Raw genomic sequence first — 24,574 nt, forward strand, 5'->3', positions numbered from 1 at the left:
GTCATCATTCCATCAGGCTTGGCAGGCCGGTTGACAGGATCGGGAAGGCGCAGACCAAAATCAGCACCACGACAGGCGGGATAAGCCAAGGCAAGATTGCCTTGGCCAGCCGATGATAGGGGATGCCGCCGACCTGGGCGACAACGAACAGGGCCATACCCATGGGCGGCGTCAGAATTGAAATCATCAGGTTCAGCACGGTGATGATGCCGAAATGCACCGGGTCGATACCAAAGCCAGCGGCAACCGGCACCAGGATCGGCACGACGACCAGCAAGATCACCAAGGCCTCGATAAAGCAGCCCAGAACAAAGATCATCAGATTGACCGCGATCAGAAAGGTCAGCGGGCTGTCGGCAATCGACAAAAAGAAGGTCGCAATCTGCTGGGGGGCCTGCTCGCGCGCCATGATAAAGCTGAGCAACCCGACACCGGCAACGATGGTCGCAATCGACGACGAGGTGACAGTGGTTTCATAGATCGAATCCCACAGCTTGCGGAATGTCAGCTCGCGGTAGAAAATCAGGTCGATCAGAATGGCGTAAAGCACAGTGATCGCCGCCGCCTCGGTAGGGGAAAACAGGCCCGAGAAAATGCCGCCGACGATAACCACAGGCGTCATCAGCGCGGGCAGGGATTTCACGAACAGCGTGCCGATTTCACCAGCGCTGCGGCGCGGGTCGCGCGGATAGTTGCGTTTGCGCGCGATGAACCACACCATGACCATCAGCGCCGCAGCACATAGAAACCCCGGAATGATGCCACCAAGAAACAGTTTGCCGATAGAGACGTTGGCGATCACGCCATACAGAACCATGGTGATCGAGGGCGGGACCAGCGGGCCGATCATCGACGAGGCAGCCGTCACCGCGCCCGAAAAATCATCATCATAACCCGCCTCGCGCATGGCCTCGATTTCCATCTTGCCCAAGCCCCCCGCATCGGCCAGCGCCGACCCGGACATGCCGGAAAAGAACAAGGATGCCAGCACGTTCACATGCCCAAGCCCGCCCGTGATATGGCCGACAAGGCTGCGCGCAAAACCGAACAGATGGTTGGTGATCCCGGCAGAGTTCAGCACCCCGGCGGCCAGAATGAACAAGGGCACCGCCAGCAGCGGAAAACTGTTCAGCCCGTCAACCATACGCTGCATGGCAAAGCTGATGCCCATGCCGGTGAAATAGAAGTAGCCCATGGAAACAAAGATCATGGCAACGCCGATGGGCACGCCGATCAGAACGAAAACCAGCCAGAGAATACCGACGGTGGCAAGGATCATAGCGAAGGCTCCCGCTTTGCCGTCACATCGCGGCGGCCGATCAGGCGGCGGATGATCCGGTGAATGATAAGGATGGCAGCAACAAAGCCCGAACCATAGAGCAGCGCGTCAGAGGTGGGCAGGGTGACAGTGGTGTTGTTCCAGGTGCGCAACACGGTGTTGTAACCGATCCAAGCGAGGTGGCACATGATCCCCAGATAGGCGAGGTCGATCAAAGTATAGAGGATGCGCCGCGCAGCTTCGGGCAGTAGCTCGGCCAGAAAGGCCATTTTCAGCTGGCCGTCCTGCCGTTCCACCTCGGCGATGCCGATGAACGCCATCCAGACCCAAAGCCACCTTGCGGCTTCCTCGGTCCAGACCGGGCCGCGAAACAGCGGGGTGCGGCCAAAGACCTGAATCAGAACGACTCCGATCAAAATGACAAAGACCGCCGATGCGACGATCCCTTCGATGCTGTATTTGCGTGGCTGATTTATGGGCTCCCCCCTTTTGTTCAGAACAACTCTGCGGGCGCAGGAGCGCCCGCAGAGAGGCAGATCACTTGCCGCGCACGCGAGCGATGGCACCAGCGCCGAACTGTTCTTCCAGCGTCGCGTAATATGGCTGCATCGCAGCGCGGAAGGGGGCCAGATCGGGGCGTGTGATGGTCAGGCCACGGCCCTCGAATGTGGCGATCAGGTCTTCTTCGGCCTTGGCAGTCAGGCTGTCGTTCAGCGCCCCACCGGCCTTTGCCGCCTCAGAGATCCACCCTTTTTCTTCGTCACTCAGGCTGTCCCACAGGTTTTTCGAAACCTGCAAGGCTGCCGATGCAACAAAGTGATTGGTCAGCGCGATATGGCTTTGTACTTCGTAAAACTTCATCGCCTCGATGGTTGGCAAAGGGTTTTCCTCGGCGTCAACCTGATTGGTTTGAAGCGCGAGATAAACCTCGGCAAAGGCGACGGGTGCGGGTGTGGCGCCGGTGTTTTCGGCATAGGCGATCAGGAACGGCACGTTGGGGGTGCGCAGACGCAGGCCCTTCATGTCGTCCATAGAGTTGATGGCACGGTTCGACGAGGTCTGGCGCGTGCCGTAATACCACACGTCAAGCAGCTCTACGCCCTTTTCGCCAAACTTGGCTTTCATTTCCTGCCCCCATGGGCCGGCGATGATTTCTTTCAGATGGGCGAAATCATCTGCGACATAGGGCGCGCCGATCAGGTTCAGTTCCGGGATGATATAGCTCATGTCCGGATAGCCGGTGATGACCATATCCAGCTCGCCCGCCTGAACCTGTGCAACCATCGCCTTGAAATCGCCAAGCGTCGAGGAGGGGAACAGGTTTGCCGTCAATTCGCCACCCGAAACCTCGGCCAGTTTGGCGGCAAATTCCTGCGCGCCCTTGTAGACGTTGCTGGCTTCATTGTCTTGCAGACCAAAGGTCAGCTCGCGCTCGGCCAATGCCGGGGCAGCCAGCGCCATGGTCGCCGCACAGGCGAGAAGTGTGGTTGTCAGTTTCATCATATCCTCCTTGATGTTTGATGAATGGCAGAAAGGTTCTGCCGGGTGTCAGGGTTTGGTAATTTCGGGGGCGCGGCGCGGCGCCTTGAGCCGGGCGCGGTAAGACCGGGCCAGATGCTGGTCCATCACATCGGTTGCGGTCACCACATCGCTGTCCAGAATTGCCTGATAGATTTCGCGGTGTTCGTCATAGGCGATGCGGTCATAGCGTTCGTTGTCATCTGTCGGGGGGCGGTGGGCGATCATCGTGCTGACAAACATGTCGTGCAAAGTCAGGATCACCGGGTTGTCAATGATCGACACCAGAACGCGGTGGAACGCGATATCGGTCGGCGCAAAATCGACGGTCCCCAGCGCCTCGAAGTTACGCTCCAACGCCGCCTGCAATTTGGTCAGGTGGATGTTGTCGGCGCGTTTGGCGGCCTCACGCGCAGCGCCGGTTTCAATGAACTGCCGCATTTGTTCCAGATGCGCGCCCCCTTCGGCATCGCCCAGAATATCGCGGATGTGATCGCCCGTCCCTTTCAGAACCGCCGCGATCGACGGCCGCGATGCCCGTGGCCGCTTGCCAGCACCGGCAGTTACATAACCGCGCATCTGCATCTGGGCCAGCGCCTCGCGCACCGTGGGGCGTGACGCCGAGAACCGCTCGCAAAGATCACGTTCGGTCGGCAATGCGGCATCCGCGGCGATGGCGCCACTGCGAATTTCAGCGATCAGGGTATCGGCAATCAAATCCGGCGCACGCCGCTGGTCCGGGGCCTCTGCTGCCTCGCGGTCATTACCTGTGTCGATGTCCAGCATCGCGGTTACCCCCTCTTTCGACGGTTTTGGTATTACCATAATTTCACCTTGTCAAACAAAAAAGTTTCCGTATAGTCAAGTTAACATGAATTGCCGCGCCATTGTGAGACTGAATGAAACTTTCAGCCCGCCCAGCGCCCTTCCGCCTCAAACGCATAACAACAAAGGACACCCAACGATGACCGAACGACTGACTGGCATGTATGCCGCGCTGATGACCGGCCTTGACGACGCAGGCGCGTTCAACGAGGCGCGGCAGCGCAGCCTGACCGATTACGTTCTGAAGCAAGGGCTTACCGGGCTTTATGTCGGTGGCAGCAGCGGCGAATCCGGCCTTTTGGGCGTTGACGAACTGGCAGAGCAGCAGGGCATCGTTGCCGATTGTGCAAAGGACAGCGCTGCAAAGCTGATTGCCCATGTCGGAATGCCGAACCTGCGCAACTCGGTTCGCCTTGCGCAGCAGGCGTCTGATCTTGGCTATCACGCCCTGTCGGCCCTGCCGCCGCATTCCTACCCTTTCACCGATGCCGAAATCGAAGGCTATTACCGCGATCTGTCTGGGGCCACCGACCTGCCGCTGATCGTCTATGAGGTGCCGATCCGCACCGGACGCCCGATCCCGCTGGACTCGCTGGTGCGAATTCTGGACTTGCCGAATGTCACGGGGATCAAATTCACCTCGACCGATATGTTCAAATTCTCGATGTTGCGCCGCCGTCGCCCCGACAGCAGCTATTTCTTTGGCTTTGACGAAATCTATCTGACCGGCGGTGTGCTGGGCGCGGATGGCGGTATCGGCACGACCTACAACATTCTTGGCAAACTTTACGTCGCCATTGACGCGGCCCTGCGCGCCGGCGATCTGGCCCGCGCCCAGGAATTGCAGGACGTCTCGCAGATTTTTGTCGAGGCGCTTTTGGATACTGGCGTTTTGCCGGGCATGAAGGCGGCGTTCCGCGTTCTTGGCGTCGACGTCGGCCAGACACGCGCACCGATGGCGCTGCGCATGGCCAATGACGCAGCCGAGGCACATATGCGCGCCGTACTGGAACGCCCCGAGGTCAAAGCCTGGCTGGTCTGATCCACGCGATGTCCGTCGCCGAAACTGGCGGCGGACATCGGCACAACCTCCGCTGGGAAAGGGCATGGAATGGCGCAGTGTACCGATAATCCGGGCGGGCCTGACGGCGCCGCCCGCACCGATGCGGCAAGAGCCGCGCGCGATTGGCCCGCCCTGCCCGTCGGGGTAAAGAACGGGATTGCAGCGCGTATCGACACCCGGCTGATCGTCGGTCTGGGCAGTGCTGGTGCCAAAGTCTTTGCGCTTGATCTGAATGACAGGGCGGCCGGTTGGCAGCCGCTTGCGGATTTTGCGGGGCCTGCCCCATCGGACCCTGCCACAGCGGCCTCGGGCGGTGCGCTTTATGTCTTTGGCGGGGCCGGCAATGCAACGCCAGAGGCAAGATTTCCAACCGTCCTGGATACGGTCAGCCGCTACGACCCCAAGGCAAACGCCTGGCAATTGCTTGACACCACAACGCCGGTTGGCCTGCTGGGTGCCAGCGCGGTTACACTGGCCGATGGTCGGATCGCCTTTTTTGGCGGCTATAACAAGGCGTTGTTTGACACGTATCTTGCCGACATCACAGCCATCGACAAGACAACCGACCCTGAGGGTTGGAATGCTGTTGTGGCTGCGTTCATGGGCATGGCACCGCAAGACTATCACTGGAACGACAGGGTTCTGGTCTATGATACCGCCGCCAACACCTGGGCCGATCTTGGCGCGGACCCAGCGCTTCCAAACACCGGATCAGCAGTGGTTGAAGCCACGCCCGGCACTTTCCTGATCATCAATGGTGAAATCAAGCCGGGGCTGCGCACTGATACTGTGAAATCCGCGACGATCACGGCGGATGCGGTTACATGGTCCAAAGTGGCTGCGATCCCCGCCCCTGACGGCCGCAATGTGCAAGAGGGCCTAGCCGGGGCCTATGCCGGGGTGTCGAACGGCACCGTTCTGGTTACAGGGGGGGCCAATTTCCAAGGCGCGCGCGCCAAGGCCGATGCTGGCACATGGTACGCACATGAGGGGCTTGCCAAACATTTCGCCTCTGAAATCTTTGCGTTGCAGGATGGCCAATGGGTGCAGGTCGGGAACCTGCCCGAAGGGCTGGCCTATGGCGGTTCGCTCTCGGTTGATGACGGGTTGCTGATCGTTGGCGGTGAGGATGCTGCGAAAGCTGCCCGCGCCGATGTCTTTCTGGTGCAATGGGATGGCGAGAAGCTTGTGATCGTCGATTGAGATATACCGGCAGCCGACGCGCCGTGAGCGTGACGGCTGCTTTTCTGCCTTCTGCCATGCCCCCATAATTCCTGCGGGTCAACCGTCCAACAAGGTCAGCGCCAAGCTTGCACCACGCGGTTGGCTGCAGGTCGGGGCTCTTTGGCGAAAAATATCATTATGAATTTCCAAGGGCATTCCCCCAAGCCGCCGCCAATGCCCCCGTGATCACGCCTTGGTGTCGTGGCGGCCCTTGCTGACAGCCGCGCCCATAGGCTATACACTCTTTTGAATTCAGGAGAATATATGATGCGTATCAGTCTTTTGGCAGCCGCCATGGTTGCCAGCGCCAGCGCCGCAACCGCACAAGCCACCCTGTCCATCCCTCTCAGGATCGGGGCAACCGACAATGTCTTGTCGCAAACCTATGCCTGCGACGAGGCAGGCAGCTTTGCGGTTCAATATGTGAACGCCGGTGCAAACGCGCTTGCGCTTTTGCCCATTGACGGCGAAGAGCGTATTTTCGTCAATGTGGTTGCGGCCTCGGGCGCAAAATATGTTTCGGGTGCCTATGTTTGGTGGACCAAGGGCGATACGGCGACTTTGGAAAACGAGATGACCGAAGGCAGCCTGCAAGCCTGCAAAGCGCAAGATGCCCCGCCGCCCAAGTGACGCAAGGGGTTTCAAAAATCACGACGCGCAGCCTGGACATGGGATCTTCTTGTGGGGAAACATGGCCGGGCTGAACATTGGGCAGGCCCTGCTGCAAGGGCGGCATCTGGGTTTACGCGCATCACAGCGGGCAAATCTTGTTCACATGGGTCTCGAAAAAGTCTGAAAAGGTCGCGACGCGCAGCGGCAGTTGTTCATAGGGTGGATAATACAGCGTCAGCCAGATTTCTGCCGTAGACCAGTCGGGCAGCACTGCAGCCATACGCCCGGCGGCAAGATCGGCCTCGATGATGAAACGTGGCAGCGAGGCGATGCCCCGGTGGTGCAGGACCAGCGCCGCCAAAAGATCACCATTATTGGCGCTGAGGCTGCCTTCGGCCTTGTGGCTATGCTGCCGCTTGCCATTGAAAAGCTGCCAGACCTCATTGCCTGAATCATTGCGATGACCAAGGCAATCATGGCCGTCCAGATCCTCGGGCTGCTGCGGGGTGCCGCGCGCGCGCAGATATTCTTGCGAGGCGACAAGAAGGCGCGGCACCCGGCAAATCTTGCGCCAGATCGTCGATTTGTCATTGGGCGGGCCGGAAATGCGGATCGCCAGATCGTAATCTTCCTCAACAATATCAACAAAGCGGTCAGACAGGCTGACATCCACATGGATCTGCGGATAAAGCGCCCCGAATTGTGATAGAACCGCGGGCAGCACCTTGACCCCCAGTGACAGCGGCGCGCTGATCCGCAGCCTGCCCGAAACAATGCCCTGCGCCTCGCGCGTTTCATCCGCCGCCTCGGCCAGCCCCTTGGCCAACGGCGTCACGCGCTCGGCATAGACCGCCCCGGCCGAGGTCAGCGAAACCTGTCGCGTCGTGCGGACCAGCAGTTGCACGCCCAGTTGCGCCTCCAGGGCTGCGATGGTGCGCGTGACAGATGCCGGGGTCATGCCCAATTGGCGCGCAGCCCCGGCAAAGCTTTGCTGCGCGGCGACGGCCAGAAAGACACGGATGGATTTAAGTTCGCCCATTCGGCATTGTTACACCAACAGCAATAGTGAATGCAAGATTATAGCCATTCACCAACATGATTTACCTGCCTATATAGGTAGCAAGAAACGGCACGACTTGGAAAAAATGCCATACTGTCACCCCGGCAGGTGGCAGCCCCTTTACCCCCCAACGGACAGGAGAACGACCATGACCGTCAAACTCGCAATCATCTATTATTCCAGCTACGGCACCAACCATCAGATGGCCGCCATCGCGGCAGAGGCGGCAAAGGCCGCAGGCGCAGAGGTGCGGCTGTTGAAAGCGCCCGAAACCGCACCCGATCACGTCGTCGCGGGCACCGATGCCTGGCAGGCACAGGCCGAAAAAGCCGCCGACATTCCGAATGCAACCGCCGAAGATATGGAATGGGCCAATGCCTATCTCTTTTCGGCACCGACCCGTTTCGGCATCATGGCCAGCCAGATGCGCGCTTTCATCGACACGCTTGGCGGAGCATGGGCCAAGGGCGCATTGGCCAACAAGGCCGTCTCGGCGATGACATCCGCCCAGAACGCGCATGGCGGGCAGGAAACAACCCTCGTTTCCTTCTATACCACCATCATGCACTGGGGCGGAATTGTTGTCGCCCCCGGCTATACCGACGGCGTCATCTTCAAGACCGGCGGCAACCCCTATGGCTACAGCCACACCCAAGGGACGGATTTCACCGATGAGGTAAAATCTGCAATCAGCCATCAGGCGCGCCGTCTGGTCGAGGTTGCCGCAAAGCTGGGCTGAGACATCAGCCAGCGAACCGGCCCTTGGCACGATCACTTGGGTCTTCGTGATCGTGCCGACCACAGGCCGCGACATCAACAAAGAATTCTCCGCGCTACGCGCGGGGAATTCTTGATTTGCTTTTAAAGGGATGAATTCATCATGGGACTTCTTGTCGACGGACTCTGGCATGACCAATGGTATGACACCACCAGCACCGGAGGCAGTTTCAAGCGCAGTAACGCGCAGTTTCGCAACTGGATCACCCCCGACGGCACCGCTGGCCCGACGGGTGGCGACGGTTTCAAGGCCGAGGCGGGCCGCTATCACCTTTACGTCTCGCTTGCCTGTCCCTGGGCCAATCGCACCTTGATCCTGCGCGCCCTGAAAGGGCTGGAGGATGTGATCACGGTGTCGGTGGTCAACCCCTATATGGCGGAAAACGGCTGGACCTTTGCCCCCGGCCCCGGCGTTATCGCTGACCCGGTTGGGCAGGCGAAATACATGTATGAGGTCTATCTGCGCGCCAAGCCTGATTACAGTGGCCGCGTCACGGTGCCGGTGCTTTGGGACCTGAAGCGCAACACCATCGTCAGCAACGAATCCGCAGACATCATCCGCATGCTCAATTCCGCCTTTGACGGCATTGCAACCAAGGATGGCGATTATTCACCTGCGGCCCTGCTTGCTGAAATCGACACGATCAACGCCTTTACCTATGACGCAATCAACAATGGCGTCTACAAGGCGGGCTTTGCCACCGATCAGACCGTCTATGAAACCGAAGTGCGCGCGCTTTTTGCCGCGCTGGACGTGTTGGAAGCCAAACTTGGCCGTCAACGCTATCTGGTCGGCGATCAGGTAACCGAGGCTGACTGGCGTTTGTTCACAACATTAATTCGTTTCGATGCGGTCTATTACGGCCATTTCAAGTGCAACCTGAAGCGCCTGACCGATTACGAAAACCTGTGGAGCTATACCCGAGAGCTGTATCAATGGCCCGGCATTGCGGAAACGGTGAATTTTGACCATATCAAGCAGCACTACTACCGCAGCCATGATACCATCAACCCCAACCGCATCGTACCCGACGGCCCCATTCTGGATCTGGACCGCCCGCCAAGCCGCCCTAGCGCGGGATCTGTGGCAGATGCGCCCTAAAGTGTTACGGCAAAAAACCTGAATCGCCAATATCCTGCCGCGCCCAGGCGCCCTTGGAATATTGGCGATCAACGCTGTATCAAGCCTTTCCCGCATCGCCCTGCCCTGCCGTCACACGCCCGCATCCACGGCTTTGGGCCAATTGCCCGTCGCGATGGCCAATCAGCATGGACGATTGCGATGTTACCAGCGCAGCGCGTCGAAACGCAGATTAACCGATGTCTGTGTATAGTCGAAAAAGCTGACGCTGGACTGATTGGCCATATATGCGATCTGCGCCGTCAGACCGGGGTGCGGCTCATAGGAAACGCTGATCCCTGCGGCCTCGTCCTTGCGCTGCGTGCCCAGAAAACTGCCACCGTCCGAGCGTTGATACCAAAGCCCCAGACCCATGGCTCTGCGCCCCCAAGGCCATTTTATCGCGGCCGTGATCCGGTTGTTCAGCGCTGTTTCTCCGTGAACCCGGGCGGCCTTGGTCAGCGATAATCTGGTGGCAGCACCATCCCAAACCGCATCCCATGACAGCGTTACCGACGGTTGATGCCACGCCTCATACTGCGTTTGGCTGAATTGGGCTGTCAATTCGTGATAGGCACTGTCGCTTTGGTACAATCGTGTCAGCGCAAGTGCGGTCTGCTGTGACACACTTGTACCAAGCTCGCGTTTAACGGCCATGCCGCTGTGGCACAGATCAAGGAAAGTCCAGCCGATGACTTGATTGCGGCTGCACAAGGCAAGCTCGGCGTTGCTGCGCCCGATGCGATAGTCAGGCGACCAGACCGCCTCGCCAAGCGCCCGCCCCTCGACATAGCGCCCATTGGCCCAGGCCAATCGAACCGCAGCCCCCGCCGACAGGCCAAGTACCGGCCCAGCCTTTGCGTGAAAGGCTGGATCTGCCTGAAACACGAACCCGTTGAAGGTAAAGCTGTCTTGCAGCACGCCGCCATTGATGTTCCCATCATAGCTGAGAATTGGCGTGACCCAGGCCTCGGCAGCGATCAGGCGGCTGCCGCCCGGATCATAGTAAAAGCCTTGGCTGACCATAGTCTGTTTCATCTGCACAATCACAGCGCGCGGGGCATTGCCCTTTTCCAGCAGCTTGCCATAAGCGAACATCCGCAGCCGCTCTGAACCAGAAAGGCCGGCAATCCGGGCGCGGTCCAGTGTGTCAGCCTGAACCGTACCGGCAAGCAGCCCCCAGCACAGCAGGGCCAACACATTTTTAGGGCAACAACGCATTGGGATCAGTGCCAACAAACACCCCATCGACGGCCACATCGGTTCCACCAACCGTGCCAAACGCTGTATAAAGCCCCGATGTCGTCATCCCATGCTTGCCATTATCAAACGCAGGCGTCCCGCCCAGATTGCCGCGCAGACTGCCGTCTATGGCAAAGACGGTGCTGCTGTCTGGGTCCCAGACCTGCACCGTGACGGCCCCCCCATAGGCCCCCGATCGAATGTTGAACGGCAACCCGTCGGCCTTGATTTCGGTTCTGATCTGTGAAGCGCCAGACACCCCGGTGCGCAGGTTGATGTTGGCCGTCTGGGTGTCGAAGTTCATGACCAGATCAACCAGACCGCCGCTATCACTGCCGCTGCGAATAGGCTTGCCCGCAATCTCGGCCCAGACAAAGTTCTGGCCCCGCAGGTAATAGGTGCCGGTTGCCGCAACCAGCTTACCGCCCTGCTCATTTTTGAAGGCGCTATGATCGGCGGTCAGGCGCAACACACGCTTGACCGTCTCTGTTCCGCCCGCACTCTCAACCTGGGCAAGCACCTCGATGCTGACTGCGCCGGCATACGCCTTGTCTGAAAGGGCAATCAGATTGCGATAGCCCGCAGGATCGCTGGGATCGCTATCTTCAAATTGCGCGATGATACCGGCATCTGCGCCGGTGGATTTGTCGCGGCGCACACGGTTGAAGCCATTGTGATCTGTGCGGTAGGTTTCAAAAGCCGTGGTCGTCACCGCCACGCCATTCGGCAAGGGCGCGGCCCCCTCGCCGCCGCCGCCGCCGCATCCACTCAGGGGTAACAGGCAAACCGTTCCCATGATGAACCAGACCTTACGCATCCCACACCCTGAAGTTGATTCTATATCATTTTGATACTATCTACCCGATCAAGGTACACACTACCACGATTGTTCTTTCCCCGATGATCACAAAGACTATCAGGAGGCAAGATGATTTTCAGGGGGCAGCATCTGCCCCCGGCTGCAAAGTTTGGCTTATACAGAGATGGCTACGGGAATTTGAACCACCGGGATCGGTGGGCTTTCCCCGCAACAGCCGCGTGATGCGGCAGGCGATAAGAAGGCAATGGCACGACATCCGCGCTGGGCGTCGGTGACCGGACAGGTGGCTATGGGTTGCGAGCCTGATGGCGCGGAACCGGCCCGTCGAAAGGCTTTTTGCGCCTTTCCTTATTTGGACGTCAGGGCCGACTGCGATCACACAAGGTCTGATCCATGCCGCCCAGTGGCGGGCTATCGACAGAAATAGACCGCGCCGCCAACACCGATCAACGTCACAGCACCCGCCGCAACCACTGCAGGCGCTGAAAGTGTCGCGCCCAGCGAGGCTCCTGACGCCCCCAATGCCCCGGAAATATAATTGGCCGAGCCTTTTACAATCAGCGCACCCGAGCTGTGACTGAAGATCGTGCCACCATCGGGCGAAAGCGCGGATTGCGCTGTGGCCAACGCTGCGCGGCTGGCAATATCAAGACCCGTCCGCGCGATCGACTGCGCCTCGGCCTTGGTTGCGTTCACCCGCTCACAAAATGTTTTCGGGTTTTTGCAAATCAGATAGGCGTTGCGCTCCCCTTCGGAAAACCCCGTATAGGTATCTGCAGCCTTGTCATAAACCAGACAGAACGGCTTGCGCTCTGCATCGGTCAAACCCGGCGTGAATTGCTTCAAGGTGATGTAGCCGGGGCAATCCACCTTGCCCCATTTGCCGAAAAGCCTTTCGCGAACCGTTGTATTTCCCTTCATTTCCGCCTTGGGAATAAACTGGCCGGTGCCGTTCAGGTCCTGCGCTGATGAGGTGTATTCGATCTGGTACAGTTGCCCGCTGAGCGACGTCACGCAGCTTGCCGCCCAGACAGGGCCGACAAACACGCATTGCAAAATAACGATGATCAAGACGCGGAGTATCATTCTGGCCTTCTGTGCTATGCAATTCGCTGGCAAAGCGTATTCATCGCGTGATGATCCAGTCCGGTTGATTTGTCCACCTCGGGTTCAAATAACCTGCGACATCTAACCAAAATGCCACGCGGAACATCGCCGCAACGGAAATGCTTGGCGCTGTGATTTACCCAAGACGGCTTATGATCAACCTTTTGCCTTTGGCCGACCGGGCCGGCAGATAAACACTTTACCCCCCGCCTGTGGCTATTGGCGGTGATGATGGCCCCCATCATTGACTACCTGGTCAAACTTTGCATAGTTGAGTCAGGGCAGCACCCCAAGCACAGGCAGCCAGGCCCTGCTTGATCGTCGGGCAAGAGGCGAAAGAGACACTCTCCCAAATCCAAGCTGCCTGAAAAGGCATGATCGGCGGTGCCACAACACATTTCTGCGCAAATCACGAAAGCATCAATCTGTGAAGGAAAACACGATGACAAAGCCCAAGGACTGGATGCGCAAGGCGCGGCTGGCGTTTGCTGCGACCGCGATCTCTGCCTTTGCGGCCTCTGCACAGGCAGAGATTGACGGCCACGGCCCCGATGCCTGGCGTGTGACCGGCGTTGCCGCCAATGACACGCTGAATGTGCGGATGGGGCCGGGCACCAATTACCCGGTGATCGAACGCTTCACGCATAATGAGCGGGGCTTGCAGCAAATCACCTGCGTGCCCTTTTACAATGTGGGTCATTACACCGCCATGACCCAAGCCCAGATTGCCGCTCTGCCCCCTCGCTGGTGCCTGATGCGCACCGCAGCGATGGACAAGGCCGGTTGGGTCGCGCAGCGCTTCATTACCCCCGACCAATCCGGCGCGCCGCAAACTCAGGGGGCTACCCCGCCACAACAGACCGCTGCGCACCCTGATCCATCGCATTCCGGTGACGTTGTGGAACAGGCACGGACCTTGGTTGAGGAACTCTATTACCACCAGATCGAGACCGACGCGGCAGGCGGCCCCGGTCCTTTGGACCCTGTGAATGCGGCGCTGTATTTCACCGATGACATTGTCGCATGGCTTCGTTCGGGCAATGTTCAGGCGCATCCGCTTTTCGGGGCGCAGGATTTTGACGGCGTGGTGCAATCCCCCATCGCCGACCCCGATCAGCCAATGTTTCGCGGCATGGTGACCATTAACGTCGATTTTACCAATTTTGGCCAGCAGAACCGCGCAGTATTCTACCTGCGCGCCGATCCCACCAAGCCCGGCGCCCCGTTCCGAATTTTTCGCGTCGAGCATGACGGCTGGTCCTACCCCTAACGCGCGGAGAATTGCGGCATGATCTACAAGCACTTCCTTAAAACCAAGGCTGGCAGCGCGATACCCCTTGTCGCCTGCCTGCTGTTGGCGCCGCACATCTTGATGGCGGATGCACCCCAACCCGAGGCGCCGGCCGCGGGCAGCACGCGCATTGCTACGCTACAAACCTCTGCCGGGGCTTATGAATTTACGCCGAAATCTTGCCTGATCCATGTCGAGGATGGCCTGCCTGATATTGAAATTCAGGGGCCCGGCACCGCGCCGGATGGGGAAAAACTCTATTTCGATTTCTCCTCCACCGCGAATGAGATGTCCATTGAGCTTGGCGTTGATACCCCGTTCACATCAACAGACCGGGTGCTGACAGCGGGCCAGTTTGTCTCCAAGGCCTTCACGGTGGAGGTTTTTGAAAATATCATTTCGGTGGCTGACGTCCATCTTGTCGATGGGCAGGGCACATTGATTGATGCCAACGCCAGCCTGCGCATTGATTGTAGCCCCTAATCGGATCACAAAGGCGAAAGACGATGCGCGCCGGGCATCGGCTTCAACGCCCGTTTCCGGGATGAGTTGCTGAATGGCGAGGTTTTCTACACATTGCGCGAAGCCCAGATCTTGATCGAGCGATGGCGGCGCCATTACAATACCGTCAGGCCCCATAGCGCATTGCGCTACCGCCCACCGGCGCCAGAAAGCATGATGCCAATAGACCAGAGGCCCACCATGCATTAACATTCAAACTGGACCACCCGATGGGGGCACTCCATCATTCTGCGGCTTTCAGCCGTTTGGCTCTATCGCTGGCTGGGCTGTGCAAACGGGGGGCAAAGCACCAAAATGATGTTTTGCCCAACGCCTCCAGTCAGGAAACAAAGCAATCCTTTACGCCAGTCCAGCGTTTGCTGCCCCCTATCCTTCCACATAGTTCCGCCAGGAATGGTTCTCGCGAAACCCCAGCACCTCGCGGATTTTCACATTCGAAAACAGCGCCTCGTGCGGGGTTAGATCCCGCGTCAGCGGCACCCCCGCAAAGAACCGCGCCAGCAATTCGGCATTGGTCAGATTTATCCCGTTCTCGTCATTTCCGGCATTGAACACCTGATAGCCCAACCCATCAACCTTCAAACAGCGATCCACGATCTGCCCCAAATCACGCGCATCAATATAACAAAAGAAATTCCGCCGCCGCAGGGCCGGTTCGGCAAAGTAGCGCGGAAAATCTTGCGCATATTCATGCGGCTCTACCACATTGCCAATCCGCAATGCGTAAATATCGGCACCCGAGCGTTTGGCAAAGGCACGCGCCGTGGCCTCGTTGACCACTTTTGACAGCCCGTAACTGTCCACCGGGCTCACGTCATAGCCCTCATCCAGCGGCAAATAATCGGGGTTCACCACCCCATCGGCAAAGCAAATCCCATAAGTGGTTTCCGAACTGGCAATCACCAGCTTTCGGATGCCCAGCTTCACCGCCGCCTCGATCACATTATAGGTGCCAATGGTATTGACGCGAAACGTCTCATTGTCCGGCGCAATCAATATCCGTGCAATCGCGGCAAAATGCACCACCGCATCAAAACGCGGCACGCCCGTGCCCGGCTCCAATTCATCAAACCCGGCGTAACTTGTCAGCGCGTTAAACATTTGCCCGCTGTCGGTGATATCCGCGATCAGGTTATCCACCCCCGGCAGATCCAGCGGTTTCAGATCCACATTCAAAACCCGGTGCCCCTGCGCCATCAGATAGCCGATCACATGCCGCCCCGCCTTGCCACTGCCGCCCGTAAACAAAATCCGCATCACATCCCCCCTTTGGCCTTGGCAAACCCTATCCAGCCGCCTTTGCCAACTCAACCCATCCGCCCCGCTTTCATCTTGGTATAAATACCTGCGGAGGGGGGATTTTCCGCAAGGCAAAGATGGGGTGCGCGCCCCCCGCCCGGCGCCCGCCCGGCGCCCGCCACCCCAAGTCTTGCGCCCCCCGCCGCCAGATGGTCTAATCCTGCCTCAAAGACGCCCCATAAAGAATTGAGCAGCGCATGGCCAATGACCTTCTCTCCACCGCCCCTGAGACCTATGACGCCTCGTCAATCGAGGTGCTTGAAGGGCTGGAACCCGTTCGCAAACGGCCCGGCATGTATATCGGCGGCACCGATGAACGCGCGCTGCATCACATGGTTGCCGAAATTCTCGACAATTCCATGGATGAGGCGGTTGCAGGCCACGCCACCCGCATCGAGGTGGAAATGCTGGCCGATGGCTCGGTGTTGGTGCGCGACAATGGCCGCGGCATCCCCGTCGACCCGCACCCGAAATTCCCCGGCAAATCGGCACTGGAGGTCATTCTGTGCACGCTGCACGCTGGCGGAAAATTCTCGAACAAAGCCTATTCCACCTCTGGCGGCCTCAACGGCGTTGGCTCTTCGGTGGTCAACGCGCTTTCGGACAGCATGGTCGTGCAAGTCGCGCGCAACAAAGAGCTGTACGAACAACGCTTTTCGCGCGGTGTCCCGCTTGGCCCGGTGGCCAAACTCGGCCCCACACCAAACCGCCGCGGCACCACCATAACCTTTCACCCCGACCCTGAAATCTTTGGTGCGCTCAAATTCAAACCGGCGCGGCTTTACAAGCTTACCCAATCCAAGGCCTATTTGTTTTCCGGGGTCGAAATCCGCTGGAAATCCGAGATCAACGACGGCGAAACCCCGCAGGAGGCGATTTTTCACTTTCCCAACGGTCTCGCTGACTTTCTCAACAAAACCCTTACTGATACGATGACCTACGCCGAGCGCCCCTTTGCCGGCAAAGTCTCATTTGAAGAAAAATTCGGCATCCCCGGTTCCGTCGAATGGGCGATCAACTGGACCCAAATGCGCGACGGTTTCATCCAATCTTATTGCAACACCGTCCCCACGGCTGAGGGCGGCACGCATGAAACCGGCTTTTGGGCCGCGATGCTGAAGGGCGTCAAAGCCTATGGTGAACGCGCCAACAACAAGAAAGCCGCCCTTATCACCCGCGAAGATATGCTGACCGGCGGCTGCGCGCTGATCTCTATCTTCATCCGCGAACCCTCTTTCGTTGGCCAGACCAAAGATCGGCTATCGACCGAAGAGGCGAGCAAATGGGTAGAGCTTGCCGTCAAAGACCATTTCGACAACTGGCTGGCGAATGATACCAAATCCGCCGGGGCCATTCTCGACTTTCTGGTGCTGCGCGCCGAAGAACGCCTGAAACGCCGTCAGGAAAAGGAAACCCAGCGCAAGACCGCCACCAAAAAGCTGCGCCTGCCCGGCAAACTGACCGATTGCACCGCCAAAAACCGCGAAGGAACCGAGCTGTTCATCGTTGAAGGCGACAGCGCCGGCGGCTCTGCCAAAGGCGCGCGCAACCGGGTCAACCAAGCACTTTTGCCGCTAAAGGGTAAAATCCTCAACGTGTTGGGGGCCGCCTCCAGCAAGCTGCACGACAACTCGGAAATTCGCGATATATGCGAGGCGTTGGGCGTGCAGATGGGCACAAAGTTCCGCGTCGACGACCTGCGTTATGACAAGATCATCATCATGACCGATGCCGATGTTGATGGCGCGCATATCGCCTCGCTGCTGATGACATTTTTCTTCACTCAGATGCGCCCGCTGATCGACAAGGGCCACCTCTATCTGGCCTGCCCGCCTTTATACCGCCTGACCCAGGGGGCCAGGCGGCTTTACGTCGCTGATGATGCCGAAAAAGACTATTGGATGGCCAAAGGCTTGGGCGGCAAAGGTAAAATCGACGTGCAGCGGTTCAAGGGGCTTGGTGAAATGGACGCCAAAGACCTGAAAGACACCACGATGGACCCTGCCTCTCGCAAACTGATCCGCGTGGTGATTGATGAGGACGAACCCGGCGAAACCTCAGATCTGGTCGAGCGCCTGATGGGCAAAAAACCCGAATTGCGCTATCAGTATATTCAGGAAAATGCGCAGTTTGTGGAGGAGTTGGATGTGTGACGGCCATGGCCGCCCCCCCAACTGCCACGATAAAACAAGCGCGCAAGGGGCGGGTTTTCCCTGCCCCGCGCGCCGCAATCTCGGCGGGTGCGCTTGCCTGAAACGGTCCCGTAAACGCTTTCTTTGGCGGCGCCCTCTCCCTCTTGCTTAACCCTCACAACAAGCCTACCCTTCGCGCACAGGGGCTACCCCCCTGCCGCCCATCGGGTCATACCCCGCCGGGACGATCAACCGCCCCGGCACCGGCCCGGCGATCCTTTTCACAGAAAGATCATCCCATGTCCAAAGAGAAAAACCGCGGCAATAAAGAAACCAAGAAGCCCAAAAAAGAGGTGCCAAAGGTCCTTGCCACCGCCAATTCCAATGCGGGCAAAGACAGCACCACGATTGCTGGTAAAAAGATCAAATAGACCCGACGCCGCAATGCAAGTCCTGTCGGGGCGTTGGCCCCGACACCGGCCCCATCAAAGCCCGCTTTGGGCAGGGTTGCCCCTTTGCCAAACGTCAACCGGCCTGCGCCACTGCTTTGGCCTTGGCGGCGCGCAAGCCCTAGGATCGGGTAAAGAAAATCCACGGTTTTCTTTGCTGTTACTGCCATAGCAAACGGCACAGGCAGACATCCGTCACCTGAAAGGCCCCCCGTTTCGCGGGCGTGAATGGTTACAAAACCACCCGCCCCGCCTCAAGCCGGACAACGCGGTCCATCCGCGCGGCAAGCTCCATGTTATGGGTCGCGATCAGGGCCGAAAGGCCGGTTTCACGCACCAGGTCCATCAAGGCACCAAACACCTGATTTGACGTGGCAGGGTCAAGATTTCCCGTCGGCTCATCCGCCAGCAGCAGGCGGGGGCCATTGGCCAGCGCGCGGCAAAAGGCGACGCGTTGCTGTTCACCACCCGAAAGTTCGGCCGGGCGGTGGGTCGCCCGGTGGCCGATGCCAACCTGCCCCAGCAACATCAGCGCCCGCGCCTCGGCCTTGCTGGCGGATATTCCATTGGCAAGCTGCGGCAGAACGATGTTTTCCAGCGCGGTAAATTCGGGCAGCAAGTGGTGGAACTGATAGATAAACCCCACATCGCGCCGCCGCGCCTCGGTGCGGGCCCGGTCTGAAAGCCCTGCCAGATCGGTGCCGCCCAGCCGCATCTGGCCGCTATCGGCCACATCCAACAGCCCCGCGATATGCAGCAGCGTCGATTTGCCAGCCCCCGACGGGGCCACCAATGCCACCACTTCGCCCCGCGCCACCGTCAACGATGCGCCGCGCAAGACCTGCACCTCGGCAGGTTTGCCCTTGTTATAGGCCTTGGTGATCGCATCCAGCGACAGCATCACCTCACTCATAGCGCAGCGCCTCTACCGGGTTCATCCGTGCGGCACGCCGCGCGGGAAAGATGGTGACGATGAACGACAGCCCCAGCGACAGCGACACCGCCGACAGCACATCTGCCCATTGCAGCTTGGCTGGCAGCGCATAAATGCCGCGGATTGCCGGGTCCCATACCCCGCCCCCGGCAACGTAGTTCACAAAGCTGAAAATCGGGTCGATGTAGATCGCGAACAGGCAGCCCAACGCCACCCCAGCAAAGGTGCCGATGATGCCGGTAAACGCACCGCAGATAAAGAAAATCCGCAAAACCGATCCTTCGGTCAAACCCATTGTGCGCAAAATGCCGATATCGCGGCCCTTGTTTTTCACCAGCATGATCAGCCCCGAAACAATGTTCATCGCCGCAATCAGCACCAGCACGGACAAGATCACGAACATCACGTTATCCTCAATATCCAAGGCACGCAGAAAACCGCCCGAGCTGTCACGCCATGTCCAGACATTGGCATGCGGCCCGCCCGCCTCCATCAGCTGATAGACGATACCGTCCACCTCCTCTGGCTTGGTGACCATCACCTCCATTTCATCCGCAAGGCCCTCGCGGTTGAAATAATCCTGGGCGGCGGCAAGCGGCATATAAATGCGTGTCCGGTCAATATCATAGCGGCCGGCCGTGAACACATAGACAATTTCAAACGCCGAAACGCGGGGGCTGGTGCCAAAGGCGGTTTTCACCCCATTGGGCGAAATCAGCCGAATACGGTCGCCGACCGTCACCCCCAATTCGCGCGCCACCCCCGAGCCGATGGCGATGCCCTCATCATAGCGGGTGAAGTCACCATAGGCATCGGCGCCCTCGCCCACCCGTGGGATGGTGCGAACATCCTCACCGCGCATGCCGTAAATCTCGACGCCAGTGCTGCGATCACCCGCTGTGGCCATCACCTGCCCCCGCACCATAGGTGCCGCGCGGGTGACGGTTGGCACCTGGGCAATCCTGGCCGCCACCGCGTCGAAATCTTCAAAACCACGGATCGTGCGGCCATCGGCAGCCTGATGCTGCGCGCTATAGACGGTTACATGGGCATTGGCCCCAAGGATGGTATCGACAAATTCGGCCCGAAACCCGGCGCGCACGGACAGGGTGGCAATCAGGGCAAAAACGGCAAGCGTGATACCGATCAGGCTGATCCATGTCATCACTGACACACCGCCCTCGGCCCGTTTGGCCCGCAGGTATCGCCACGCGATCATCCATTCAAAGCGCGCGAAAGGGGGGGTGCTCACAGGGTCGCCTCCTTGGGGAAAATCCTGGGCGGAACCTGCTGGAATTGGCTGCCAAGGTCAAGCCACGGCGGCGTTACTGCGCGGGCTGGCGCCTGCGAAACGGCCAGCGCACCAGCGACAGCAAAAAAGAAACGCCCCCCCATCCGCCCAGAAAGCCGATGCCAGCCGCCACAACGCCCGCAACCGTCAAGGGCAATGCAGGGCGAAAATCGGCCCAGGTGGCGCTGAATGTATCAGGATCGGCCTGCCGGTGCGGCATGGCGATACGCTCAACCGGGGTTGCCAGCCGCAAAAAGGCCAGGTTGTTCGACAGCCGATCGAAGCGGACAAAGACATTTTGCATATCGGCCTTGCGGGCAACCAAAAACGCGCTGCCCTGCATTTCATTCAGCGCCGCCAAGCGGGTCAGGCCATTGGCTTCTGCGCTGCGGTCAAAATCGGCAACGATAACGGATAATGCATCAACCCGGCCTGCAAGCCGTTGGATATATTGCTGTGAAAACTCGGGGTATTGTGAACAGGCCGCAGCCCCCGCCAAGCCCCCCGCCAGTGCCAGTGCCTTGCCGATCATATCTGCGCCCCATGTTTGTGCCAGGCTCTTTTTGTCTGGCAAAACCGCTTTTGCCCAAACGCCCGATCTTGCAGTCAGAGTTTCCGCATTTCGGTGATCTGTCAAAGCAAATAGCGGCGCGGCCCGCTGAAAGCACCGCGCCGAAAGAAAAGAAGCCGCTACAGGTTCGCGTAAATCTCGGCAATCCGCGCCACTGCGGCCTCGGCGGTCATCTCTTCGGAGACGCCCGTGCGGCGGCTTGTCAGTTCAACCACCCCGTTTTTCAACCCACGCGGGCCAACGGTGATGCGCCACGGCAGGCCGATCAGGTCCATCGTCGCAAATTTTGCGCCGGCGCGATCTTCGCGGTCGTCATAAAGCGGGTCGAGGCCGATCAGCCGCAGCGCCTTGTAAATCCCTTCACAGGCGGCATCGGTATCGGTATCGCCTTGCTTCAGGTTCACAATCCCGCAATGGAACGGGGTTACCCCTTCGGGCCAGATGATGCCCTTGTCATCGTGGCTGGCCTCGATAATCGCACCCAAAAGGCGCGACACGCCAATGCCGTGGCTACCCATATGGACCGGAACCTTGCCACCATCCGGGGTAACAACATTGGCCCCCATCGCCTCGGAATACTTGGTGCCGAAATAAAAGATTTGCCCGACTTCGATGCCGCGCGCGGATTTGCGGCGCTCTTGCGGGATGGCCTCAAACAGCGCCGGGTCATGGGTTTCATCGGTGCGGGCATAAAGCGAGGTGAACTCTTGCATCACCGTCTCGCATTGCACCTTGTCGTCATAATCAATCTCGCGCTGGCCAAGTTTGATGTCGGTGACGGCGCTGTCATAGAACACTTCGGATTCGCCGGTTTCCGCCAACACCAGAAACTCATGCGTATCATCGCCGCCAATCGGGCCGGAATCTGCCCGCATCGGGATGGCTTGCAGGCCCATCCGCTCATAGGTGCGCAAATAGCTGACCAGATGGCGGTTATAGGCGTGCAGCGCATCTTCCTTTGTCAGATCAAAGTTATAGCCGTCTTTCATCAGAAATTCGCGGCCCCGCATCACGCCAAAGCGTGGCCGCATTTCATCGCGGAACTTCCACTGGATATGATAGAGCGTCAGCGGCAAATCCTTGTAGCTGCCGACATGGGCCCGGAAAATATCGGTGATCATTTCCTCATTGGTCGGGCCGTACAGCATGTCGCGCCCCTGACGATCCTTGATGCGCAGCATTTCCTGCCCGTAATCATCATAACGACCGGATTCACGCCATAAATCAGCGGGCTGCAGCGTTGGCATCAGCAACGGAATATGGCCCGCGCGGGCTTGTTCCTCATGCACGATCTGCTCAATGCGCTTCAGCACCTTATAGCCCAGTGGCAACCACGAATAGATCCCCGCGGCCTGTTGCTTGATCATGCCCGCACGCAACATGTAGCGGTGGCTGACAATCTGCGCCTCGGCAGGATTTTCTTTCAAAACGGGAAGGAAGTAGCGCGTCAGCCGCATGGGGGCACCTTTTGGGCAATAGGGGTTCGGCCAAAGCTTTAGGCAAAACCGCGCTTGCAAGCAAGGGTGCCGCGATTTTTCGTCGAAAAATCGGGGGGTGCGCAACCGCTGAAGCCCTTGAAACTGCCAAAGCGATGGGCAATGTGTCACAGGTAGCAAAAGGGGGCCGCATGGCATTGCCGGTAAAACAACAACTTATTTACTGGGGGATCGCGGCAGCGGCCTTTCTTGCGGTGTTGTGGTCATTGGGCCAGGTGTTGGCGCCCTTTTTGGTCGGCGGTGCGATTGCCTATTTCCTTGACCCGGTGGCCGACAGGCTGCAACGCCTGGGGCTTAGCCGGGCTGTGGCCACCACGCTGATTTCGCTGACGGCGCTGTTGATTGCCGTGCTTTTGGTGCTGGCCGTCATCCCCTCCCTTGCCTCGCAGCTTGGCGGCCTGATCGAGGCCACGCCAGAGATTTTTCGCAAACTCCAGGCTTTCCTGACCGAACGGTTCCCCGATTTGCTGGATGAAAACAGCGTGATCCGCCGCTCTATCCTGTCTATCGGCGACAACCTGCGCAGTTGGGGGACCGAGGCCGCCAAGACCCTGTTCAGCAGCGCCCTTGGCGTCATCAACGCGCTGTTGTTCCTGGTTGTGGTGCCGGTTGTGACGTTTTATCTGCTGCTGGATTGGGACAATATGATCGCCCGGATTGATAGCCTGCTGCCGCGCGATCATGCGCCCGTGGTGCGCCATCTTGCAGGGCGAATCGACAAGGTGCTGGCGGCCTTCGTGCGGGGGCAACTCAGCGTCTGTATTGTGCTGGGGGCGTTCTACTCGATTGCGCTTATGCTGGCGGGGCTTGATTTTGGCCTGTTGATCGGCGCGATTGCCGGGGCGATCACCTTTATTCCTTATATCGGCGCTTTGGTTGGCGGGGCCTTGGCAATTGGCCTTGCGCTGTTCCAGTTCTGGGGCGATCCGGTTTCTATCGGTATCATTGCGGGTATCTTTGCGGTCGGCCAGTTTCTGGAAGGCAACGTCATCACGCCACGTCTGGTCGGCAATTCGGTGGGGCTGCATCCGGTTTGGCTGCTGTTTGCGCTGTCGGCCTTTGGATCGGCCTTTGGCTTTGTTGGCATGCTGGTCGCCGTGCCGGTCACCGCCGCGCTAGGTGTAATCACCCGCTTTGCGATTGAGCAATACCGTGAAAGCCTTCTCTACCGGGGTCTTAACCAGGCCGAGGCCGATGCGATAGAGCGGGACCAACCGTGAGCCGGCAACTGGCCTTCAACCTGCCTTTGCGCGCGGCCCATGGGCGCGACGATTTCTATGTGTCTGCCGCGAATGCGCAAGCCCTCGACAGCCTTGATGCCTGGCGCGATTGGCCGGGGTCAAAGATGGTGCTGATCGGGCCCCCCGCCTCGGGCAAGACCCATCTTGCCCATGTCTGGCGCGACCAGACCACAGCGCAAATCGTGGCCGCCGCACGGCTGGCCGATGCCGATATCGCCGCCTTGGGTGCCGAAAAGGCGGTGGTGATAGAGGATTGCGAATTCCTGCCCCGGTATCCGGGCGCAGAGCAGGCGCTGTTTCATCTGCACAACATGCTGGCCACGCAACGCGCTGCGCTGTTGATGACAGCCGCCACCGCCCCGCGCGACTGGGGCTTGCTTCTGCCCGATCTGGCCAGCCGCGTGCTGGCGGCGCCCGTCACCCGGCTTGATGCGCCCGATGACGCCTTGCTTGCGGCGGTGCTGGTCAAACTTTTTGCCGATCGTCAGATCACCATCACCCCCGCCCTGATTGCCTATCTGCTGCCCCGGATGGACCGCAGCTTTGCCGCCGCCCGTCTGCTTGTGGCCACGCTTGACGCCGAGGCGCTGGCCCGTGGAACCGGGGTTACCCGCGCCTTGGCTGCAACTGTGCTGGACAAATGCTGAGTGCCGGGCAAAACTGGCGCATGATCTTCAATTTTCCTTTTTGCAAGCCAGCGG

General features: G+C 59.2%; 24 protein-coding genes and 1 pseudogene. 12 read left to right on the plus strand and 13 right to left on the minus strand.

What is annotated here, in order from left to right; genetic code table 11:
* Positions 1 to 4: 4 nt before the first annotated feature.
* The 4 genes from VDP61_RS07760 to VDP61_RS07775 all read right to left on the minus strand — a co-directional run bounded on the left by VDP61_RS07760 (position 5) and on the right by VDP61_RS07775 (position 3,622).
* Entirely contained in the window at positions 5 to 1,279 is a 1,275-nt protein-coding gene (locus tag VDP61_RS07760; RefSeq protein ID WP_323006366.1) for a TRAP transporter large permease, read from the minus strand.
* Positions 1,276 to 1,695, minus strand: coding sequence for a TRAP transporter small permease (locus VDP61_RS07765; protein ID WP_323006367.1), 420 nt, complete (start codon positions 1,693 to 1,695; stop codon positions 1,276 to 1,278). The genes VDP61_RS07760 and VDP61_RS07765 overlap by 4 nt, the downstream gene beginning before the upstream one ends.
* 121 nt (positions 1,696 to 1,816) lie before the next feature.
* Positions 1,817 to 2,779 (minus strand): sialic acid TRAP transporter substrate-binding protein SiaP, encoded by a 963-nt coding sequence (locus VDP61_RS07770; RefSeq protein WP_323006368.1) that lies wholly within the window; start codon positions 2,777 to 2,779, stop codon positions 1,817 to 1,819.
* A gap of 48 nt (positions 2,780 to 2,827) precedes the next feature.
* Positions 2,828 to 3,622, minus strand: coding sequence for an FCD domain-containing protein (locus VDP61_RS07775; RefSeq protein WP_323006369.1), 795 nt, complete (start codon positions 3,620 to 3,622; stop codon positions 2,828 to 2,830).
* Between the two features lie 139 nt (positions 3,623 to 3,761).
* Between VDP61_RS07775 and VDP61_RS07780 the strand changes: the two genes are divergently transcribed.
* From VDP61_RS07780 to VDP61_RS07790, 3 genes are all read left to right on the plus strand, one after another.
* The gene (locus VDP61_RS07780; RefSeq protein ID WP_323006370.1) at positions 3,762 to 4,664 is read left to right on the plus strand and encodes a dihydrodipicolinate synthase family protein; all 903 of its coding nucleotides are present in this window, start codon (positions 3,762 to 3,764) and stop codon (positions 4,662 to 4,664) included.
* Positions 4,665 to 4,733: 69 nt separating this feature from the next.
* A complete protein-coding gene (locus VDP61_RS07785) occupies positions 4,734 to 5,888 on the plus strand; it encodes an N-acetylneuraminate epimerase (protein WP_323006371.1) in 1,155 nt (384 codons plus the stop codon).
* A 285-nt stretch (positions 5,889 to 6,173) separates the two neighbouring features.
* Positions 6,174 to 6,539 (plus strand): MliC family protein, encoded by a 366-nt coding sequence (locus VDP61_RS07790; protein WP_323006372.1) that lies wholly within the window; start codon positions 6,174 to 6,176, stop codon positions 6,537 to 6,539.
* 121 nt (positions 6,540 to 6,660) lie between these two features.
* Here the strand turns inward: VDP61_RS07790 and VDP61_RS07795 are convergent, their stop codons facing one another.
* Positions 6,661 to 7,560 (minus strand): LysR family transcriptional regulator, encoded by a 900-nt coding sequence (locus VDP61_RS07795; RefSeq protein ID WP_323006373.1) that lies wholly within the window; start codon positions 7,558 to 7,560, stop codon positions 6,661 to 6,663.
* 169 nt (positions 7,561 to 7,729) lie between these two features.
* Between VDP61_RS07795 and wrbA the strand changes: the two genes are divergently transcribed.
* Together wrbA and VDP61_RS07805 are read left to right on the plus strand one after the other, a co-directional pair.
* A complete protein-coding gene (gene wrbA / locus VDP61_RS07800) occupies positions 7,730 to 8,320 on the plus strand; it encodes an NAD(P)H:quinone oxidoreductase (protein WP_323006374.1) in 591 nt (196 codons plus the stop codon).
* Between the two features lie 141 nt (positions 8,321 to 8,461).
* A complete protein-coding gene (locus tag VDP61_RS07805; protein ID WP_323006375.1) occupies positions 8,462 to 9,460 on the plus strand; it encodes a glutathione S-transferase family protein in 999 nt (332 codons plus the stop codon).
* A 183-nt stretch (positions 9,461 to 9,643) separates the two neighbouring features.
* Here the strand turns inward: VDP61_RS07805 and VDP61_RS07810 are convergent, their stop codons facing one another.
* The 3 genes from VDP61_RS07810 to VDP61_RS07820 all read right to left on the minus strand — a co-directional run bounded on the left by VDP61_RS07810 (position 9,644) and on the right by VDP61_RS07820 (position 12,626).
* The gene (locus tag VDP61_RS07810; protein ID WP_323006376.1) at positions 9,644 to 10,714 is read right to left on the minus strand and encodes a hypothetical protein; all 1,071 of its coding nucleotides are present in this window, start codon (positions 10,712 to 10,714) and stop codon (positions 9,644 to 9,646) included.
* The gene (locus tag VDP61_RS07815; RefSeq protein ID WP_323006377.1) at positions 10,683 to 11,537 is read right to left on the minus strand and encodes a viral aspartic protease; all 855 of its coding nucleotides are present in this window, start codon (positions 11,535 to 11,537) and stop codon (positions 10,683 to 10,685) included. The genes VDP61_RS07810 and VDP61_RS07815 overlap by 32 nt, the downstream gene beginning before the upstream one ends.
* A 414-nt stretch (positions 11,538 to 11,951) precedes the next feature.
* The gene (locus VDP61_RS07820) at positions 11,952 to 12,626 is read right to left on the minus strand and encodes a hypothetical protein (RefSeq protein WP_323006378.1); all 675 of its coding nucleotides are present in this window, start codon (positions 12,624 to 12,626) and stop codon (positions 11,952 to 11,954) included.
* Positions 12,627 to 13,089: 463 nt separating this feature from the next.
* Here VDP61_RS07820 and VDP61_RS07825 point away from each other — a divergent pair, with 463 nt between their 5' ends.
* The 3 genes and pseudogenes from VDP61_RS07825 to VDP61_RS07835 form a co-directional block, all read left to right on the plus strand.
* Positions 13,090 to 13,917, plus strand: a complete 828-nt coding sequence (locus VDP61_RS07825; RefSeq protein WP_323006379.1) for a hypothetical protein — start codon at positions 13,090 to 13,092, stop codon at positions 13,915 to 13,917.
* 18 nt (positions 13,918 to 13,935) lie between these two features.
* The gene (locus VDP61_RS07830) at positions 13,936 to 14,421 is read left to right on the plus strand and encodes a hypothetical protein (RefSeq protein ID WP_323006380.1); all 486 of its coding nucleotides are present in this window, start codon (positions 13,936 to 13,938) and stop codon (positions 14,419 to 14,421) included.
* Between the two features lie 42 nt (positions 14,422 to 14,463).
* A pseudogene (locus VDP61_RS07835) lies at positions 14,464 to 14,649 on the plus strand (integrase core domain-containing protein); the annotation flags it as partial.
* A 177-nt stretch (positions 14,650 to 14,826) separates the two neighbouring features.
* On the opposite strand, the gene VDP61_RS07840 reads toward VDP61_RS07835, so the two are convergent.
* The gene (locus VDP61_RS07840; protein WP_323006381.1) at positions 14,827 to 15,717 is read right to left on the minus strand and encodes an NAD(P)-dependent oxidoreductase; all 891 of its coding nucleotides are present in this window, start codon (positions 15,715 to 15,717) and stop codon (positions 14,827 to 14,829) included.
* A gap of 239 nt (positions 15,718 to 15,956) precedes the next feature.
* On the opposite strand from VDP61_RS07840, the gene parE reads away from it, so the two are divergent.
* Together parE and VDP61_RS07850 are read left to right on the plus strand one after the other, a co-directional pair.
* On the plus strand, positions 15,957 to 17,912 hold the full coding sequence (parE, locus tag VDP61_RS07845) for a DNA topoisomerase IV subunit B (RefSeq protein ID WP_323006382.1): 1,956 nt from the start codon (positions 15,957 to 15,959) through the stop codon (positions 17,910 to 17,912).
* 278 nt (positions 17,913 to 18,190) lie between these two features.
* The gene (locus tag VDP61_RS07850) at positions 18,191 to 18,322 is read left to right on the plus strand and encodes a hypothetical protein (protein WP_323006383.1); all 132 of its coding nucleotides are present in this window, start codon (positions 18,191 to 18,193) and stop codon (positions 18,320 to 18,322) included.
* Positions 18,323 to 18,572: 250 nt separating this feature from the next.
* Here the strand turns inward: VDP61_RS07850 and VDP61_RS07855 are convergent, their stop codons facing one another.
* The 4 genes from VDP61_RS07855 to proS form a co-directional block, all read right to left on the minus strand.
* Positions 18,573 to 19,253, minus strand: coding sequence for an ABC transporter ATP-binding protein (locus VDP61_RS07855; RefSeq protein ID WP_323006384.1), 681 nt, complete (start codon positions 19,251 to 19,253; stop codon positions 18,573 to 18,575).
* A complete protein-coding gene (locus tag VDP61_RS07860; protein WP_323006410.1) occupies positions 19,246 to 20,493 on the minus strand; it encodes a lipoprotein-releasing ABC transporter permease subunit in 1,248 nt (415 codons plus the stop codon). The genes VDP61_RS07855 and VDP61_RS07860 overlap by 8 nt, the downstream gene beginning before the upstream one ends.
* A 106-nt stretch (positions 20,494 to 20,599) precedes the next feature.
* Complete coding sequence (locus tag VDP61_RS07865; RefSeq protein WP_323006385.1) at positions 20,600 to 21,097, minus strand: DUF2937 family protein; 498 nt, start codon at positions 21,095 to 21,097, stop codon at positions 20,600 to 20,602.
* Positions 21,098 to 21,255: 158 nt separating this feature from the next.
* Positions 21,256 to 22,593 carry a proline--tRNA ligase gene (gene proS / locus VDP61_RS07870; protein ID WP_323006386.1) on the minus strand — a complete coding sequence of 446 codons (1,338 nt, stop codon included), beginning with the start codon at positions 22,591 to 22,593 and terminating at the stop codon, positions 21,256 to 21,258.
* Positions 22,594 to 22,763: 170 nt separating this feature from the next.
* Here proS and VDP61_RS07875 point away from each other — a divergent pair, with 170 nt between their 5' ends.
* Both VDP61_RS07875 and VDP61_RS07880 read left to right on the plus strand, forming a co-directional pair.
* Positions 22,764 to 23,852: an AI-2E family transporter gene (locus tag VDP61_RS07875; RefSeq protein WP_323006387.1), complete on the plus strand. Its 1,089-nt coding sequence runs from the start codon at positions 22,764 to 22,766 to the stop codon at positions 23,850 to 23,852.
* Positions 23,849 to 24,520, plus strand: a complete 672-nt coding sequence (locus tag VDP61_RS07880) for a DnaA ATPase domain-containing protein (protein WP_323006388.1) — start codon at positions 23,849 to 23,851, stop codon at positions 24,518 to 24,520. The genes VDP61_RS07875 and VDP61_RS07880 overlap by 4 nt, the downstream gene beginning before the upstream one ends.
* The last annotated feature ends 54 nt before the right edge of the window (positions 24,521 to 24,574 follow it).

The organism is Pseudorhodobacter sp., assembly GCF_034675685.1.
Taxonomy (GTDB): domain Bacteria; phylum Pseudomonadota; class Alphaproteobacteria; order Rhodobacterales; family Rhodobacteraceae; genus Pseudorhodobacter.

Bases quoted from the DNA above. Each gene is read 5' to 3' on its own strand.
- VDP61_RS07760 (WP_323006366.1), bottom strand. From the start codon at position 1,279: ATGATCCTTGCCACCGTCGGTATTCTCTGGCTGGTTTTCGTTCTGATC.
- VDP61_RS07770 (WP_323006368.1), bottom strand. From the start codon at position 2,779: ATGAAACTGACAACCACACTTCTCGCCTGTGCGGCGACCATGGCGCTG.
- VDP61_RS07775 (WP_323006369.1), bottom strand. From the start codon at position 3,622: ATGGTAATACCAAAACCGTCGAAAGAGGGGGTAACCGCGATGCTGGAC.
- VDP61_RS07780 (WP_323006370.1), top strand. From the start codon at position 3,762: ATGACCGAACGACTGACTGGCATGTATGCCGCGCTGATGACCGGCCTT.
- VDP61_RS07785 (WP_323006371.1), top strand. From the start codon at position 4,734: ATGGCGCAGTGTACCGATAATCCGGGCGGGCCTGACGGCGCCGCCCGC.
- VDP61_RS07790 (WP_323006372.1), top strand. From the start codon at position 6,174: ATGATGCGTATCAGTCTTTTGGCAGCCGCCATGGTTGCCAGCGCCAGC.
- VDP61_RS07795 (WP_323006373.1), bottom strand. From the start codon at position 7,560: ATGGGCGAACTTAAATCCATCCGTGTCTTTCTGGCCGTCGCCGCGCAG.
- wrbA (WP_323006374.1), top strand. From the start codon at position 7,730: ATGACCGTCAAACTCGCAATCATCTATTATTCCAGCTACGGCACCAAC.
- VDP61_RS07805 (WP_323006375.1), top strand. From the start codon at position 8,462: ATGGGACTTCTTGTCGACGGACTCTGGCATGACCAATGGTATGACACC.
- VDP61_RS07815 (WP_323006377.1), bottom strand. From the start codon at position 11,537: ATGCGTAAGGTCTGGTTCATCATGGGAACGGTTTGCCTGTTACCCCTG.
- VDP61_RS07820 (WP_323006378.1), bottom strand. From the start codon at position 12,626: ATGATACTCCGCGTCTTGATCATCGTTATTTTGCAATGCGTGTTTGTC.
- VDP61_RS07825 (WP_323006379.1), top strand. From the start codon at position 13,090: ATGACAAAGCCCAAGGACTGGATGCGCAAGGCGCGGCTGGCGTTTGCT.
- VDP61_RS07830 (WP_323006380.1), top strand. From the start codon at position 13,936: ATGATCTACAAGCACTTCCTTAAAACCAAGGCTGGCAGCGCGATACCC.
- VDP61_RS07840 (WP_323006381.1), bottom strand. From the start codon at position 15,717: ATGCGGATTTTGTTTACGGGCGGCAGTGGCAAGGCGGGGCGGCATGTG.
- parE (WP_323006382.1), top strand. From the start codon at position 15,957: ATGGCCAATGACCTTCTCTCCACCGCCCCTGAGACCTATGACGCCTCG.
- VDP61_RS07850 (WP_323006383.1), top strand. From the start codon at position 18,191: ATGTCCAAAGAGAAAAACCGCGGCAATAAAGAAACCAAGAAGCCCAAA.
- VDP61_RS07855 (WP_323006384.1), bottom strand. From the start codon at position 19,253: ATGAGTGAGGTGATGCTGTCGCTGGATGCGATCACCAAGGCCTATAAC.
- VDP61_RS07860 (WP_323006410.1), bottom strand. From the start codon at position 20,493: ATGATCGCGTGGCGATACCTGCGGGCCAAACGGGCCGAGGGCGGTGTG.
- VDP61_RS07865 (WP_323006385.1), bottom strand. From the start codon at position 21,097: ATGATCGGCAAGGCACTGGCACTGGCGGGGGGCTTGGCGGGGGCTGCG.
- proS (WP_323006386.1), bottom strand. From the start codon at position 22,593: ATGCGGCTGACGCGCTACTTCCTTCCCGTTTTGAAAGAAAATCCTGCC.
- VDP61_RS07875 (WP_323006387.1), top strand. From the start codon at position 22,764: ATGGCATTGCCGGTAAAACAACAACTTATTTACTGGGGGATCGCGGCA.